Here is a 14,215-nt window from a genome sequence, read left to right on the forward strand (position 1 = left end):
CTTATATGTCCACCAAAAAGATGTCGCGCGTTCTCGCCGTTGCCGCCACCGCCCTCGCCATCGGCACGGGTGCCGCCTTTGCCGCACAACCCGCCACGCATGACGGCCGCGGCGGTCCCGGCGGCATGCACGGTCACTTCATGAAGCAACTGACGCAGCTGCACGACCAGTTGAAGCTGAACGCGGATCAGGAAAAGCAGTGGCAAGCCGCGCTCGACACGATGAAGCAGGGTCACGAAGCAATGCGCGCCAATCACGAGCAGATGAAGAACCAGTTCAAGGCTGCGCAGCAACAGCCGATCCTGGATCTGAACGCAATGGCCGCCGCGCATCAGCAGGTCGAGCAGAAGGACGCGCAACTGCGTCAGCAAACCACCGACGCCTGGCTGAAGTTCTACAACGGCCTGAACGACCAGCAGAAGACCACCGTCAGTACGGCGCTGAAGCAGCGCTTCGCGAAGATGGAGTCGCGTCACGAGAAGATGCGCGAGCGCTGGGAGCATCACAAGGGCGCGGCATCGGCGCCGGCTGCCAGCCAATAAGCGGTATGTGATCGCGAGCAAGGCGGCGCTGCCCGGCCGCCTCGCCCACGATACAAACAAAAACGCCACGGAAATTTTCCGTGGCGTTTTTGCGTGGGGCTTTGGTTTTTAGCGGCGAGGTCGTCCCGCCGAACGAACTTCAATCAGCCATTCAGTTGCCCAAGATCAAACAACAGCACTTCTGCGTTGTCGCCATTGTCGAGCGTCACCGTATCGGTCTCGCTGAGCTTGGCGGCGTCGCCCGTCTTGAGCGCCTGGCCGTTCACCGTCACTGCGCCGCGCGCCACGTGCACGTACGCGAGCCGCCCTTTCGGCAGAGTGAACGTGACGGCCTCCGCGCCGTCGATCAACCCCGCGTAAATCGAGGCGTCCGCGTGAATCGTCACCGAGCCGTCGCGGCCGTCGGGCGACGCGACCACGCGCAGACGGCCGCGCTTGTCGGCGGCGTCGAAGCGCTTTTCCTCGTAGCCAGGCTGATCGCCCGCGCGCTTCGGAATCACCCAGATCTGCAGCAGATGCGCGGGTTCGTCCTGCGACGCGTTGAACTCGCTGTGCTGCACGCCGGTCCCCGCACTCATGCGCTGCACGTCGCCGGGACGGATGGTCGAGCCGTTGCCCATACTGTCGCGATGCGCGAGCGCGCCCTCGAGCACGTACGTGACGATCTCCATGTCGCGATGACCGTGCGTGCCGAAGCCCTCGCCGCCGGCGATGCGGTCTTCGTTGATGACGCGCAGCGGACCGAAGTGCACGTGCTGCGGGTCGCGGTAGTCGGCGAACGAGAAGCTGTGATACGAGTCGAGCCAGCCGTGGTTGGCATGGCCGCGTTCTTCGGAACGGCGAATCTCGATCATGGAAGCACTCCTGGTGAGTAAATAACGATGGCAAGAATGTATGGGCAGCGCGCTCGCGAAACAATCGGCACCGGCGCACCGTTTCGTTCCATAAATACGCGCAATCGGTTGGTAGTGTGCACCAGGTGTTCGGGCGTGGCGGACGAGTCATCCGCGCCAACCCAACTTGCACCGAAATGTCCGCCACACGGTCGCTCACACTTGCACAGCAACCGAACCAGCAGCACTAACCACCACCCCACAACGTCGCGCACGCACAACGCCCGCAGCCGCCAGAAAGCCCTCGTCGGCGTGCCGCACTGGCGCCTCGTCACTCTTCGGGTAAAATACCGCGCTTTTCAAGACGCGTGGGCGCCCAAGGCGCGCCGGCGGACCCGGCACGGTTGGCCGCGAACTGCTTGCGGCGGCCTTCAGGTCCGCGCCAGGCTTCCTCGACGCGTCGAAAAAGCCGCCCGCCGGAGCGCAGCAGCATCCCGCGCGGCGCAACAATTTTGACCGCCTAGAATAGCGACGGCCGGCCCAGCGCCGGCGGTCGCCGGTCGAATCACCACGACGATCAGTTTGATCCAGGAGAATCATGAAGAAGTTCGCACTGTGCGTGGCGCTTGCGCTCATGGCCACCGGCGCGATGGCGAAAGAGTGGAAGACCGTGCGCATCGGCGTGGACGCCAGCTACCCGCCGTTCGAATCGAAGGCGGCCAGCGGCGACATCGTCGGCTTCGACGTCGACCTGACCCGCGCGCTGTGCGCGAAGATGAACGTGAAGTGCGTGTGGGTCGAACAGGATCTCGACGGCATCATCCCGGCATTGAAGGCTCGCAAGTTCGACGCGATCGTGTCGTCGCTGACCGTCACCGACAAGCGCCGCGAGCAGATCGACTTCTCCGACAAGCTGTTCGACGCCCCCGCGCGCATGATCGCCAAGGCCGGTTCACCGCTGCTGCCCACGGTCGAATCGCTGAAGGGCAAACGCGTCGGCGTCGAGCAGGGTTCGACTCAGGAAGCCTATGCGAAAGTCTGGTGGGAGCCCAAGGGCGTGATCGTGGTGCCTTACCAGAATCAGGATCAGGTGTACGCCGACCTCGCGTCGGGCCGCCTCGACGCCGCGCTGCAGGATGAAATTCAGGCCGACGCTGGCTTCCTGAAGACGCCGCGCGGCAAGGGCTTCGGCTTCGCCGGCCCGGCGGTGAAGGACCCGAAGACGATCGGCGACGGCACCGCGATCGGCCTGCGCAAGAGCGACGCCGATCTGAAGGCGATGTTCAACAAGGCGCTGACCCAGGTCCACCAGGACGGCACGTTCAGGAAGCTGGAAAAGCAGTACTTCGACTTCGACATTTACCCGGCACGCTGAGCCGGGCGCCGAGCCGCTTGCCAGGCAGGCGGCCGCAACATGTAGCAACGCAGCACCGCGAAACTCGGGGCTCGCCCGCATGGGCTTTCCCGGGGCTTCGTAATAGAGTCGGAAGGTCGGCGGTAGAGTCAAAAGCAGTTTCGAGACAAGAGTCCCAAAAGCGCGCTGCACGGCCGGCAACGTCCATGCAGTCATGATTTGCACAGCGGTGCGCTGTGCGCCGCAGGTCACAGCGAGCATCACACTCGCGGCAAACGCGGCGCAGAGCTGGCCGCGTCTTTCGCGGTGCGTCGCAAACGCATCGTCAAGGACCCCATATGTTCCTTCAAGGCTACGGCCCGCTGCTTCTCAACGGCACCTGGCAAACCGTCAAACTGGCGGTGTTGTCGCTGGTGTTCGCCTTCGTGCTGGGTCTGCTCGGCGCGGCGGCGAAACTGTCGAAGAACCGTCTCTCGTACGGCGTCGGCACGCTCTACACCACGCTCGTGCGCGGCGTGCCCGACCTCGTGCTGATGCTGCTGCTGTTCTACAGCATCCAGATCTGGCTGAACAACCTGACCGACGTGCTCGGCTGGGAGCAGATCGACATCGACCCGTTCGTGGCCGGCGTCGCGGTGCTCGGCTTCATCTACGGCGCGTACTTCACCGAGACGTTCCGCGGCGCGTTTCTCGCGGTGCCACGCGGTCAGCTCGAAGCGGGCGCGGCCTACGGCATGACGAACTGGCAGGTATTCGCGCGCGTGATGTTCCCGCAGATGATGCGTTTCGCGCTGCCCGGCATCGGCAATAACTGGCAGGTGATGGTCAAGGCCACCGCGCTGGTGTCGATCATCGGTCTCGCGGACGTCGTGAAGGCTTCGCAGGATGCCGGCAAGGGCACGCTACGGTTCTTCTTCTTCACCCTGCTCGCCGGGGCGATCTATCTCGTCATCACCACAGTGTCCAACTTCGTGCTGATGTACCTCGAAAAGCGTTACTCGACCGGCGTGCGAAAGGCGGACCTATGATCGCGATCCTGCAGGAATACTGGCGCAACTACCTCTTCACCGATGGCTACCGCTTCACCGGCCTCGCGATCACGATGTGGCTGCTGGTCGTGTCGATCGGCCTCGGCTTCTGCCTGTCGATTCCGCTCGCGGTCGCGCGGGTGTCGAAGAAGAAGTGGCTCTCCCGCCTCGTGTGGCTGTATACGTACATCTTTCGCGGCACGCCGCTGTATGTGCAACTGCTGCTCTGCTACACCGGTTTGTACAGCCTCGAAATCATCCGCAACAACGAGCTGACCAACGCGTTCTTTCGCGACGGCATGCATTGCACGCTGCTCGCCTTCACGCTGAACACCTGCGCGTACACCACCGAGATTTTCGCCGGCGCGATCCGGGCGACGCCGTATGGCGAGATCGAAGCGGCGCGCGCGTACGGGATGTCGTCGTTCACGCTGTACCGGCGGGTGATTCTGCCGTCGGCGCTGCGCCGCGCGCTGCCCTACTACAGCAACGAAGTGATCCTGATGCTGCACGCCACGACCGTCGCCTTCACCGCGACCGTGCCGGACATTCTCAAGATCGCCCGCGACGTGAACTCGGCGACGTATCAGTCGTTCAACGCGTTCGGTATCGCGGCGCTGCTCTATCTGTGTATTTCTTTCGCGCTCGTGTGGCTGTTCCGCCGCGCCGAGCGCCGCTGGCTCGCTTACCTGCGGCCGCAAGGCAAGTAAAACCGGGCACCACCGTGCCTCTCGCAAGTAAGCTCGTCAAGGATCCTGATGAACACCAAGAAGCAAAAGCTCTTCGTCGACGAGCTTCACAAACAGTACGGCGATAACGAAGTTCTCAAGGGCGTGTCGCTGAAGGCTAACGCCGGCGACGTGATCAGCGTGATCGGTTCGTCCGGCTCGGGCAAGAGCACGATGCTCCGCTGCATCAACTTTCTCGAACAGCCGAACTCGGGGCGCATCTTCGTCGATGGCGAAGAAGTGCGCACGCAGATCGGTAAAGCCGGTGCGCTGCGCGTGTCCGACCCGAAGCAACTGCAGCGCGTGCGCACCAAGTTGTCGATGGTGTTCCAGCACTTCAACCTGTGGTCGCACATGAACGTGATCGAGAACATCATCGAGGCGCCGGTCAACGTGCTGGGGCTGAAACGCAAAGAAGCCGAAGAGCGCGCCCGCGAATATCTGGAGAAGGTTGGCCTCGCGCCGCGCCTGGAGAAACAGTATCCGTCGCATCTGTCGGGCGGTCAGCAGCAGCGTGTGGCGATCGCTCGCGCGCTGGCGATGCACCCCGACGTCATGCTGTTCGACGAGCCGACCTCCGCGCTCGACCCCGAACTGGTCGGCGAAGTGCTGAAGGTCATGCAGACGCTCGCCGAAGAAGGCCGCACGATGATCGTCGTCACGCACGAGATGGCGTTCGCGCGCAACGTGTCGAATCACGTGATGTTTTTGCATCAGGGCCGCGTCGAAGAAGAAGGCCATCCGGACGAGGTATTCAAAAACACGAAAAGCGAACGGCTTAAGCAGTTCCTTTCCGGAAGTCTCAAATAATCACGGCGCAAAGCCCGGTATTTGGGCTTTAAGCCGCATTGGCATTACAAGGCGCTTACGAGCGCCTTTTTTGTTTTTTGCCGGACATTCCCGCCGTAAGGGCTGCGAAACCCCCTTCGCACCGGCTTCCCCCGTCGCCGATCCGCCCTACTCTGCCACTTTCAAAGCGTCAATAGTGGCAATCCTTAATCTTGCCCGCGCCGAGCCGTGATTCCCTTGCTGGGTAAGGCTTTGCACGCTTTTTCGGGTTGTTGCAACGGGTCATTGCACACATTCCTATTGCAATTTGGAGACACCACCAAATGCCGGTACTAATTTCTTCTCCCAGTCCAGGGTATTTTTGATAAATTAGTAACCAAAGTAGCAAAACAAAGTTGATTAAAAGTAGTTTCACTTCAAAGCACAGAGGAGAACCGGTCGGCGAGGGATCGGCATGACGAGCAGATAGCCCGAAGGCTACGCGTCAAGGCAGGAGACCCAATCCACCCGCTAATCTCCCTGGTACCACCGATTTCTGTTCGGCACGGCTCGTGTCCGAACACCATTCGCAGTACTGGGTTTCATTTTTTGACAGGGTATGGAGGAGAAGATGAAGAAAGCTTTGCTCGCCGCTGCGCTGATGTCGGCCGGGGTTGTTGCACACGCTCAAAGCAGCGTCACACTGTACGGCCGCCTCGATGCGGGCATCGAATACATGTCGGGTGTTCCGACCGGTGCCAACGCCAATGGCGCGGCCAACGGCAGCACGAACCGTTGGAAAGCTGAAAGCGGCGACTGGGGCACCAGCCTGTGGGGTTTGAAGGGCGTTGAGGACATCGGTGGCGGCAACAAGGTCCTGTTCCAGTTGGAAGGTTCGTTCAATACGATGACGGGCTCGGGCCCTGGCGGCGGCGGTCTCTTCAATCGTTGGGCAACTGTCGGTCTGTCGAACGACCAGTACGGCACGTTCACGATGGGCCGCATGCTCTTCATCTCGAACGGCGTGTGGGACTTCGACCCGTTCGGTCAATCGAACTGGTCGTCGGCATCGCTGGTACGTGGCCGCAACTGGCCGCAATCGAGCAACAACTTCGCGTACCAGTCGCCGAAGATCGCAGGCTTTGACTTCTACGGTCAATACGCTCTGTCGAACGCAACGAGCTGGAACGGCAATGGCACGACGGCGCAAGGCCGCGAAGCTGGCGCGCAGATCACGTACACGAACTCGCTGTTCCAGATCCGCGGTATGTACGACGAAATCCGCAACCCGGCTAACGGCGCGTTGTACGGTCCGCAAGTCGGCATCATCAACCCGGCGGGTCCGAACGGTACGGCTGACGGCGGCGTGTTCTCCGCATCGCGCGAATACTCGGCGATGTTCAACATCTTCCTCGGTCAGTTCAAGATTCAGGGTGCTTACCAGGCAGTCCGTTCAGCAGGTGCAACTGGCGTTCTGCCGGGCCAACCGACCACCCTCGATCACGAATGGGGCGGGGTGACGTGGCAAGCAACGCCGGCTGCGGCGCTGATCGCTGCGGTCTACCACGTGAACGGCAACAATGGTGCAGGAAATGCGACGATCTACACGGTCGGCGGTTCGTACAACCTGTCCAAGCGCACGCTGTTCGACCTCCAGGTTGCATCGGTGCGTAACAGCCGCAACGCGAACTTCGGTTTGAATGCGAACAACCCTGGTCTGTCGACCGCAACGGATAACCCGCTGCCGGGTCGCGCACAAACCGGCGTGTACGCAGGTATTCAACACTCGTTCTAATCGAACGAAGCGCCCCGACGGAATTCCCTTAGGGGCGCATTCAAGAGTTCTTCAAGAGAATCTTTTTCACGCTGCTGCGAGAGGCGCGTATCGGTGCAATATCCGCAAGGGTATTGCACCGTTTTTTATTTGTGCGCGCGGTTTTGCCATTGCCCCAGCGCACCGGGCGGGTGCGTGATTGGGAGAGAGAGGGGCAATGCCAGCGCTTGCTACCTGTTGTCAGTACTTGATTTGCGAAGCCGGACGCTTGCTTCAGACCGCCGCTTCGTTTTCTTCGCCGGTACGGATGCGGATCACACGCTCCACGTCCGCGACAAAAATCTTGCCGTCGCCGATCTTGCCCGTGCGCGCCGCGCCGATGATCGCGTCGATCACCTGATCGCACTGGTTGTCCGCGACCACGACTTCGATCTTCACCTTCGGCAGAAAGTCGACCACATACTCTGCACCACGATAGAGCTCGGTGTGCCCTTTCTGCCGGCCGAAGCCTTTGACCTCGGTCACGGTCAGCCCGGTGAGGCCGACTTCAGCGAGCGCCTCGCGCACTTCGTCGAGTTTGAACGGTTTGATAACTGCAGTGATGCGCTTCATGGCGAACCTCGTCTCGTGATGGGAAGAGTGAAAGGAAAATGGATGATTTTTATTCTACGCCGCGCCGGATGCGTTGCGGCATTCCGGCGCGTGCTTCGGATTTGCTTCGAGTGCGGGAGCAGTGCTTCGCCGCGTCTCACTCCACCGGCTCGGTGTAGCGCGACGTGATCGGATAGCGCCAGTCGCGGCCGAACGCGCGATGCGTGACGCGAATGCCGATCGGCGCCTGACGACGCTTGTACTCGTTGATCTTGATGAGGCGCGTGACACGTTTCACGTCGTCGACCGCATAGCCTGCGGCGATGATCTCGGCGAGCGAGCGGTCCTCTTCCATGTACATGCGCATGATTGCGTCGAGTACTTCGTATTCGGGCAAGCTGTCCTGATCGGTCTGGTTCTCGCGCAGTTCCGCCGACGGCGCGCGCGTCAGAATCCGCTCGGGGATCACGTCGCGCTTGTCGAACGTGGTGGCCTGATTGCGGTAATGACACAGCCGGTAGACCAGCGTCTTCGCGATGTCCTTGATGACCGCGAAGCCGCCCGCCATGTCGCCGTACAACGTGCAATAGCCGACCGCCATCTCGCTCTTGTTGCCGGTGGTCAGCACGATCGAGCCGAACTTGTTCGACAGCGCCATCAGCAACGTGCCGCGAATACGGGCCTGAATGTTCTCTTCGGTCGCGTCTTCGGCGCGGCCCGCGAACTCCTCGGCGAGCGAGCCGCGGAACGCGTCGAACATCGGCGCGATCGCAATTTCGTCATAGCGCACGCCGACGCGGCGCGCCATCTCGGCGGCGTCGGTGGTGGAAATGTCGGCGGTGTAGCGCGACGGCATCATCACCGCGCGCACGCGATCCGCGCCGAGCGCGTCGCACGCGACGGCCAGCACCAGCGCCGAATCCACGCCGCCCGACAGGCCGATCAACGCGCCGGGGAAGCCGTTCTTGTTGATGTAGTCACGCACGCCCATCACGAGCGCCGCATACACCTGCGCTTCGAGCGACTGCTCCGGCGCGATCGCGCCAGGCACCGGCACGCCGTTGTCGAATTCGACGATCGCGGTGGCTTCTTCGAACTGCGCCATCTTCGCGATCAATTCGCCTTGCGCGTCGAGCACGAACGAGCCGCCGTCGAACACCAGCTCGTCTTGCGCGCCGACCATGTTCACGTAGACCATCGGCAAACCGGTTTCGCGAATCCGCGCGCGCAGAATGTCGAAGCGCACCGCTTCCTTGTTCAGGTGATACGGCGAGCCGTTCGGAATCAGCAGCACTTGCGCGCCCGCCGCCTTCGCCATCTGCGCGGCCGACGCATGCCACGCGTCCTCGCAGATCACCACGCCGTACTTCACGCCGTCGAGTTCGAACACGAACGGCTGCGGGTCGGACGCGAAGTAGCGCTTCTCGTCGAACACTTCGGTATTGGGCAAATCCTGCTTGCGGTAGGTGCCCTTCACTTCCCCGTCGACGATCAGCGACGCCGCGTTGAACGTATCGACCGGCGGCACGCCGCGCTCGATCGGCGCGTTTGCATTACCATGGCCGTGCGCTGCGTCGCGTGAAGGATGGCCGACGATCACATGCAAGCCGCTGAACGGCTTCAGTTGCACGGCGAGATCGGCCAACGCCGCCGCGCTCGCGGTATAAAACGCGGGACGCAGCAGCAGATCTTCGGGCGGATAGCCGGACAGCGCGAGTTCAGGCGCGATCAGCAGCTTCGCACCGTCGTTGTGCGCCGCGCGTGCGGCGGCTACGATCTTCGCGACGTTGCCGGCGAAGTCGCCGACAGTGACATTGATTTGAGCAAGAGCGATTCGGGTCTTCATGGCAGGATCGACAGGCAAGCCGGGTGGCTTGCGAGTACCGCGGCTGGTTGGCTCGACGGAACGGACAAATCGGATAAACAAACGACGCGGTCATCACGACACCGCGCCGCTCATTGGGAACAGTCACACAGATTGAACCAGGAACGCTTCGATTATCGCACGGGCATTCTGGCGTCGCCGTCCGAGGTGGACGCCGCCGAATGGAATGCCCTCCTCGCGCAGCAGTCGCAACCCACGCCGTTTTTACGGCATGAGTTCCTGAGCGCATTGCATGCGACCCAATGCGCGGTCGCGGATACCGGCTGGGCGCCGCAATTCGTCACGCTCACCGACGCGCGCACGGGCAAGCTCGCGGCGGCCGCGCCTGTCTATTTGAAGGGGCACTCGTACGGCGAGTACGTGTTCGATTGGGCATGGGCCGATGCGTACAAGCGCAACGGCTTGCCGTATTACCCGAAACTGTTATGCGCGGTGCCGTTCACGCCGGTGCAGGGCAACCGGTTGCTATCGACGGATGCGCATGCTTTGCGGCATCTCGCGGCCACGTTGATGGCGTTCGCGGAACAAGCGGACGTGTCGTCGCTGCACGTGCTGTTTCCGACTGAAACCGAGGCGAACGCGCTCACCGGCATGGGCATGATGCAGCGCGAAGGCGTGCAATTTCATTGGCTCAACGACGGCTATCGCGACTTCGACGATTTCCTGTCGACGCTCGAACAGAAGAAGCGCAAGAACATTCGCGCCGAGCGTCGCAAGGTCCACGAAGCCGGCGTGACGATGCGCAGGATTCGCGGCGAGGACATTCAGGACGCGGACTGGCGCTTCTTCAGCAAGTGCTATCGGCAGACTTACCGTGAACACTTTTCGAGTCCGTATCTGAACCTCGATTTCTTCCGGATGATCGGCGCGACGATGCCGGAGAATCTGCTTCTGGTGATCGCTGAATATGAAGGCAAGCCGATTGCGAGTTCGCTCGTCGTGTATCAGCGTGATGAGAAAACCGGCGGCACGCTGTATGGTCGCTACTGGGGCGCGTTGGAGCATGTGCCGTGTCTGCACTTCGAAACTGCTTACTACCAGCCGCTCGAATTCTGCATCGAGGAAAAGCTCGGCGCGTTCGAAGGCGGCGCGCAAGGCGAACATAAAATGGCGCGCGGTTTCCTGCCGACGGTAACGCGCTCCGCACATTGGCTCGCGCATCCCGCGTTCGCCGATGCGGTCGGCCATTTCCTCGACAACGAAAAGAACAGCATCCACGCTTACGTGGACGAGCTGCGCGAACACAATCCGTTCAAAGGCTGAAGCGCATTTATGGCGTGGTTTCTTTATCTGCTCGAATGCTCGGACGGCAGTGTCTATACCGGCATCGCCGTCGACGTGCAGGCACGTTTCGACAAACACGTGAGCGGCATGGGCGCGCGTTATACGCGCTCGCGCAAGCCGGTACGGGTACTCGCGTCGTTCGAACTCGCGGACCGGGCGAGCGCGTCGCGGGCGGAGTATTGGGTCAAGCGTTTGCCGGCGGTCGATAAGCGCGCGCTGGCGGCGGGATTGCGGACGATTGAATCGGTGATGCCGGTGGCGGAGCCGGTCGCTGCAGAGACTGAAGAAACGCGCGAGGAAAGCGACGCCGCATGATGCCGCGGTGATCTACCCCCTCGCCTCCCGCATCCGCTCGGTCAGCAAGCGCTGCATCCGCGCAAGCTCACCCACCGCATCGGCTTCCAGCGACGTCAACGTGTCCCGCGCCGGAAGCTCATGCCGAACCGGCCGCAAGGTCCGATTCAACGCCGCGTCGATATCAGCACTCACCTGCTCGACCCATGCGCCGAGTTCATCGTGCTGCCCGCGCCGGTTCGTACTCAGACGCAACTGCGTCGCGGTGCCGGCCATCCTGCGCAGCAGACTAAGCACCGTCAGCGTCACGGTATCGACCATCGTGTCCTCGAGTTTCTCCAGGCGAATCCGGCCGATCGCTTCTTCCGCGTTATTGCTGTCGAGACCCGCCGCGCGGCGCAAACGCTCCATGTCCTCCACGCTGCGACGCGGCGACTCCAACGCGGCGCGCAAATACGCGACGTTCGCGCGCACCGCATCGCTCAGATAAGCGCGGTAGTCGGCCTTCTCGCGCGTCGGCCATAGATAGAAAGTCGCGACCAACGCGAGCACGCAGCCGAGCACGTTGTTGCCGAGCCGCGTGAGCGCGAACGAAAATTCGTTGGCGCCCGGCGTCGCGAAGTCGGCGACGAGCACGAAGGTCGGCGTGAGAAACAGTACGAACAGGCTGTAGCTGACCGGCCGCAGCGCCATCGTCGCGATCACCAGCGGAAACACCGCGAGCGAAATGCCGAGAGGCGAATGAATCGCGTAGCCGATTCCCGCCGCCAGCACGCCACCGACAATGCTGCCCGCCGCGCGCTCGATGCTGCGCGGCCAGGTCGCGGCAATCGACGGCTGCAGGATCAGCAGCGTCGCCATCGTGGCCCAGTAGCCGAACGGCAGCCCGAGCGCGCGAATCACGAGGAAGCCCGTGGTGGTCGTCACGCCGACGCGCGCCGCGTGGCGCAAGCCAACGGACTGCGTGGACAGATTGGCCTTCAGCGTCGCCCATGTGCGCGCCGCGAAACGGGCCACGCTGTCGCTCCACGATTCGTGTTGTTGATAGCGCGGCGCGAAATCGACCAACTCGAAATCGGCTTGCAACTTCACCGGCTCCATCAACTCGCTTTCGAGCCGCGTCGCGAGACGGCGCAAGCGCTGCTGCAAATCCGCGATTCGGTCCCAACGCGCGTCGCTGGTCGCCGCGCCGATGCCGCGCAGCACTTCGCCGACTGCGCTCAGCAATCGCGCCGCACGCTTCGCGCGCCATGCATCGGCGGGGACTTTTTCGCTCGCGCCCGACACCGCGATCAGATACGCGAACAGCGCTTCGCCATCGGTCAACAAACCGAGCAGCGTGTCGTAGGCCTCGCGGCCGTTCGTGCGCGACGCGGGCACCTTTGCCAACGCATCGCGCGAACGCTCCAGCGCGGCACGCGCATCGGCGCGGAACTTCACCGCATGCGCGGCCCACTCGCGCGACGGTGCGCGCTGCTCCAGCAAACGCGCGCTGTCCAATGCGATATCGGCGAGCCGCAGATAGACGGCGCGCAGCGTCGAGCGGCTCGCGCCGAACGGATGAATGCGCCACACGCTCAAACTCAGCGCAATAGCGAACAGGCAACCGACCAGATACACGCCGAGAAACGCGAGGCCCGCGCGCGCGTCGTGCATCGGCCGGTCGACCATCACGACGCACGCGGTCGCCGCGAGTATCGTCACCTGCGAGGTTGCCGCGCCCCAGATGCGGCCGAACGCGCCGAGCGTCGTGAACACGAGCACTGCGAGCGCGGCGAAGCCGGTCCCGGCGCTGGACGCGAACGACGTGAGCCCGCCGCACAGCGTCGACAGCAACGCGAAGCCCATCATCGATGCAAAGCGCGCGCGGTTGGAACCGGCGGCGTCGGCGAGGCAGGTCCAGAACGCGCCGATTGCGGCCCACGCGAAGATCGGATCGTGCAGCACGTTGCCGACCGCGAGCATCGCCGTGGACGCGCACGCCGCCCTCAAGCCTTCCGACAGGCTCGCCTCGCTCGCCGCGAACGACACCATCCACACCGGCCGCTTGCGATAGATCGCCGTGACGAGCGCGTACAGACGGCTCGACCAGCGGGGCGATGGCGATGGGTGGGGCTTGCGGTTCATCATGCGGACGGCGGGTTCCTGGGATTGAGAATGCGTGTGGGGATTTGCATTACGCACTACGTCGCGCGCGGAATCAGCACGCCGCTACGGCTTGCGGCTTGCGGCTTGCGGCTTGCGGCTTGCGGCTTGCGGCTTGCGGCTTGCGGCTTGCGGCTTGCGGCTTGCGGCGATAATAAGGGTTAACACCTAAACATAAAGATGCCTTTGCTTCATCCACGCGATGCACTGCGTCTATGCGCGTCTATTTGCGTCCGCGCACGCAGACCCCAAGCCTACGCAGAGTCGCCGCCGTTGCCTATCGCGCAGCAAGCGAACGCTTCGACAAGCGCAAAGCGGGCGCGCATGAAAAAACCGCGCGGCCCTTCCGGGCTCGCGCGGTTTTCCGCAAACAGAACAGCAGCCGGCTTTTCAACCGGCATCAAGCGCGCTTACTTGCCGAAGTTCGCGACGCCTTCAGTGATTTCCTTGTGCGCGGCTTCGATGCCTGCCCAGCCGTCGACCTTCACCCACTTGCCCTTCTCCAGCGCCTTGTATTGCTCGAAGAAGTGCTTGATCTGGTCTTTCAGGTAAGCCGGGACGTCGTCGATCGACTTGAGGTCGGCGGTCATCGGGCAGACCTTGTCGTGCGCGACGGCGACCAGCTTAGCGTCCACGCCCGACTCGTCGGTCATCTGCAGCATGCCGAGCGCACGTGCGCGCACCACCGAGCCAGCCAGCAGCGGGAACGGCGTGATGACGAGCACGTCGACCGGGTCGCCGTCGCCCGACAGCGTTTGCGGGATGTAACCGTAGTTCGCCGGATAGCGCATGCCGGTGCCGATGAAACGGTCAACGTGAAGCAGGCCCGTTTCCTTGTCGGCCTCGTACTTCACCGGATCGCTTTGCGCCGGGATTTCGATGATGACGTTGAAATCGTGCGGAAGGTCTTTGCCTGCGGGGACGTGATTGAAGCTCATGAGCGCTCTCTGATCAGGATGGAAGTCGGGACACGGCGTGCGGCGCGCTGG

The 14,215-nt window shown here is 62.7% G+C and carries 13 protein-coding genes; 8 read left to right on the forward strand and 5 right to left on the reverse strand.

Annotated elements, in window-relative coordinates; all coding sequences use genetic code 11:
• Positions 1 to 5 precede the first annotated feature (5 nt).
• Positions 6 to 542 (forward strand): periplasmic heavy metal sensor, encoded by a 537-nt coding sequence (locus tag BGI01S_RS19525; RefSeq protein ID WP_042327629.1) that lies wholly within the window; start codon positions 6 to 8, stop codon positions 540 to 542.
• Positions 543 to 685: 143 nt separating this feature from the next.
• On the opposite strand, the gene BGI01S_RS19530 is transcribed toward BGI01S_RS19525, so the two are convergent.
• Positions 686 to 1,396 carry a pirin family protein gene (locus tag BGI01S_RS19530; protein ID WP_042327630.1) on the reverse strand — a complete coding sequence of 237 codons (711 nt, stop codon included), beginning with the start codon at positions 1,394 to 1,396 and terminating at the stop codon, positions 686 to 688.
• Positions 1,397 to 1,973: 577 nt separating this feature from the next.
• Here BGI01S_RS19530 and BGI01S_RS19535 point away from each other — a divergent pair.
• The 5 genes from BGI01S_RS19535 to BGI01S_RS19555 all read left to right on the forward strand — a co-directional run bounded on the left by BGI01S_RS19535 (position 1,974) and on the right by BGI01S_RS19555 (position 7,048).
• Positions 1,974 to 2,750: an ABC transporter substrate-binding protein gene (locus tag BGI01S_RS19535; RefSeq protein ID WP_042327631.1), complete on the forward strand. Its 777-nt coding sequence runs from the start codon at positions 1,974 to 1,976 to the stop codon at positions 2,748 to 2,750.
• Positions 2,751 to 3,067: 317 nt separating this feature from the next.
• Positions 3,068 to 3,757, forward strand: coding sequence for an ABC transporter permease (locus BGI01S_RS19540; RefSeq protein WP_042327632.1), 690 nt, complete (start codon positions 3,068 to 3,070; stop codon positions 3,755 to 3,757).
• Entirely contained in the window at positions 3,754 to 4,467 is a 714-nt protein-coding gene (locus BGI01S_RS19545; protein WP_042327633.1) for an ABC transporter permease, read from the forward strand. Before BGI01S_RS19540 ends, BGI01S_RS19545 begins: the two co-directional genes overlap by 4 nt.
• A gap of 48 nt (positions 4,468 to 4,515) precedes the next feature.
• Positions 4,516 to 5,295, forward strand: a complete 780-nt coding sequence (locus tag BGI01S_RS19550; protein ID WP_042327634.1) for an ABC transporter ATP-binding protein — start codon at positions 4,516 to 4,518, stop codon at positions 5,293 to 5,295.
• Between the two features lie 589 nt (positions 5,296 to 5,884).
• Positions 5,885 to 7,048, forward strand: coding sequence for a porin (locus BGI01S_RS19555; protein WP_042327635.1), 1,164 nt, complete (start codon positions 5,885 to 5,887; stop codon positions 7,046 to 7,048).
• Positions 7,049 to 7,300: 252 nt separating this feature from the next.
• On the opposite strand, the gene glnK is transcribed toward BGI01S_RS19555, so the two are convergent.
• Together glnK and BGI01S_RS19565 are read right to left on the reverse strand one after the other, a co-directional pair.
• Positions 7,301 to 7,639: a P-II family nitrogen regulator gene (glnK, locus tag BGI01S_RS19560; protein ID WP_006048444.1), complete on the reverse strand. Its 339-nt coding sequence runs from the start codon at positions 7,637 to 7,639 to the stop codon at positions 7,301 to 7,303.
• Between the two features lie 136 nt (positions 7,640 to 7,775).
• Positions 7,776 to 9,464 (reverse strand): NAD+ synthase, encoded by a 1,689-nt coding sequence (locus BGI01S_RS19565; protein WP_042327636.1) that lies wholly within the window; start codon positions 9,462 to 9,464, stop codon positions 7,776 to 7,778.
• A 132-nt stretch (positions 9,465 to 9,596) separates the two neighbouring features.
• On the opposite strand from BGI01S_RS19565, the gene BGI01S_RS19570 reads away from it, so the two are divergent.
• Together BGI01S_RS19570 and BGI01S_RS19575 are read left to right on the forward strand one after the other, a co-directional pair.
• Positions 9,597 to 10,766, forward strand: coding sequence for a GNAT family N-acetyltransferase (locus BGI01S_RS19570; protein ID WP_042327637.1), 1,170 nt, complete (start codon positions 9,597 to 9,599; stop codon positions 10,764 to 10,766).
• A 9-nt stretch (positions 10,767 to 10,775) separates the two neighbouring features.
• Entirely contained in the window at positions 10,776 to 11,102 is a 327-nt protein-coding gene (locus BGI01S_RS19575; RefSeq protein WP_042327638.1) for a GIY-YIG nuclease family protein, read from the forward strand.
• A gap of 12 nt (positions 11,103 to 11,114) precedes the next feature.
• On the opposite strand, the gene BGI01S_RS19580 is transcribed toward BGI01S_RS19575, so the two are convergent.
• A complete protein-coding gene (locus BGI01S_RS19580) occupies positions 11,115 to 13,211 on the reverse strand; it encodes an FUSC family protein (RefSeq protein WP_042327639.1) in 2,097 nt (698 codons plus the stop codon).
• Between the two features lie 425 nt (positions 13,212 to 13,636).
• Entirely contained in the window at positions 13,637 to 14,164 is a 528-nt protein-coding gene (gene ppa / locus BGI01S_RS19585) for an inorganic diphosphatase (RefSeq protein WP_042327640.1), read from the reverse strand.
• Positions 14,165 to 14,215: the final 51 nt, after the last annotated feature.

It is taken from the genome of Paraburkholderia ginsengisoli NBRC 100965 (genome assembly GCF_000739735.1).
In the GTDB taxonomy this organism is placed as follows: domain Bacteria; phylum Pseudomonadota; class Gammaproteobacteria; order Burkholderiales; family Burkholderiaceae; genus Paraburkholderia; species Paraburkholderia ginsengisoli.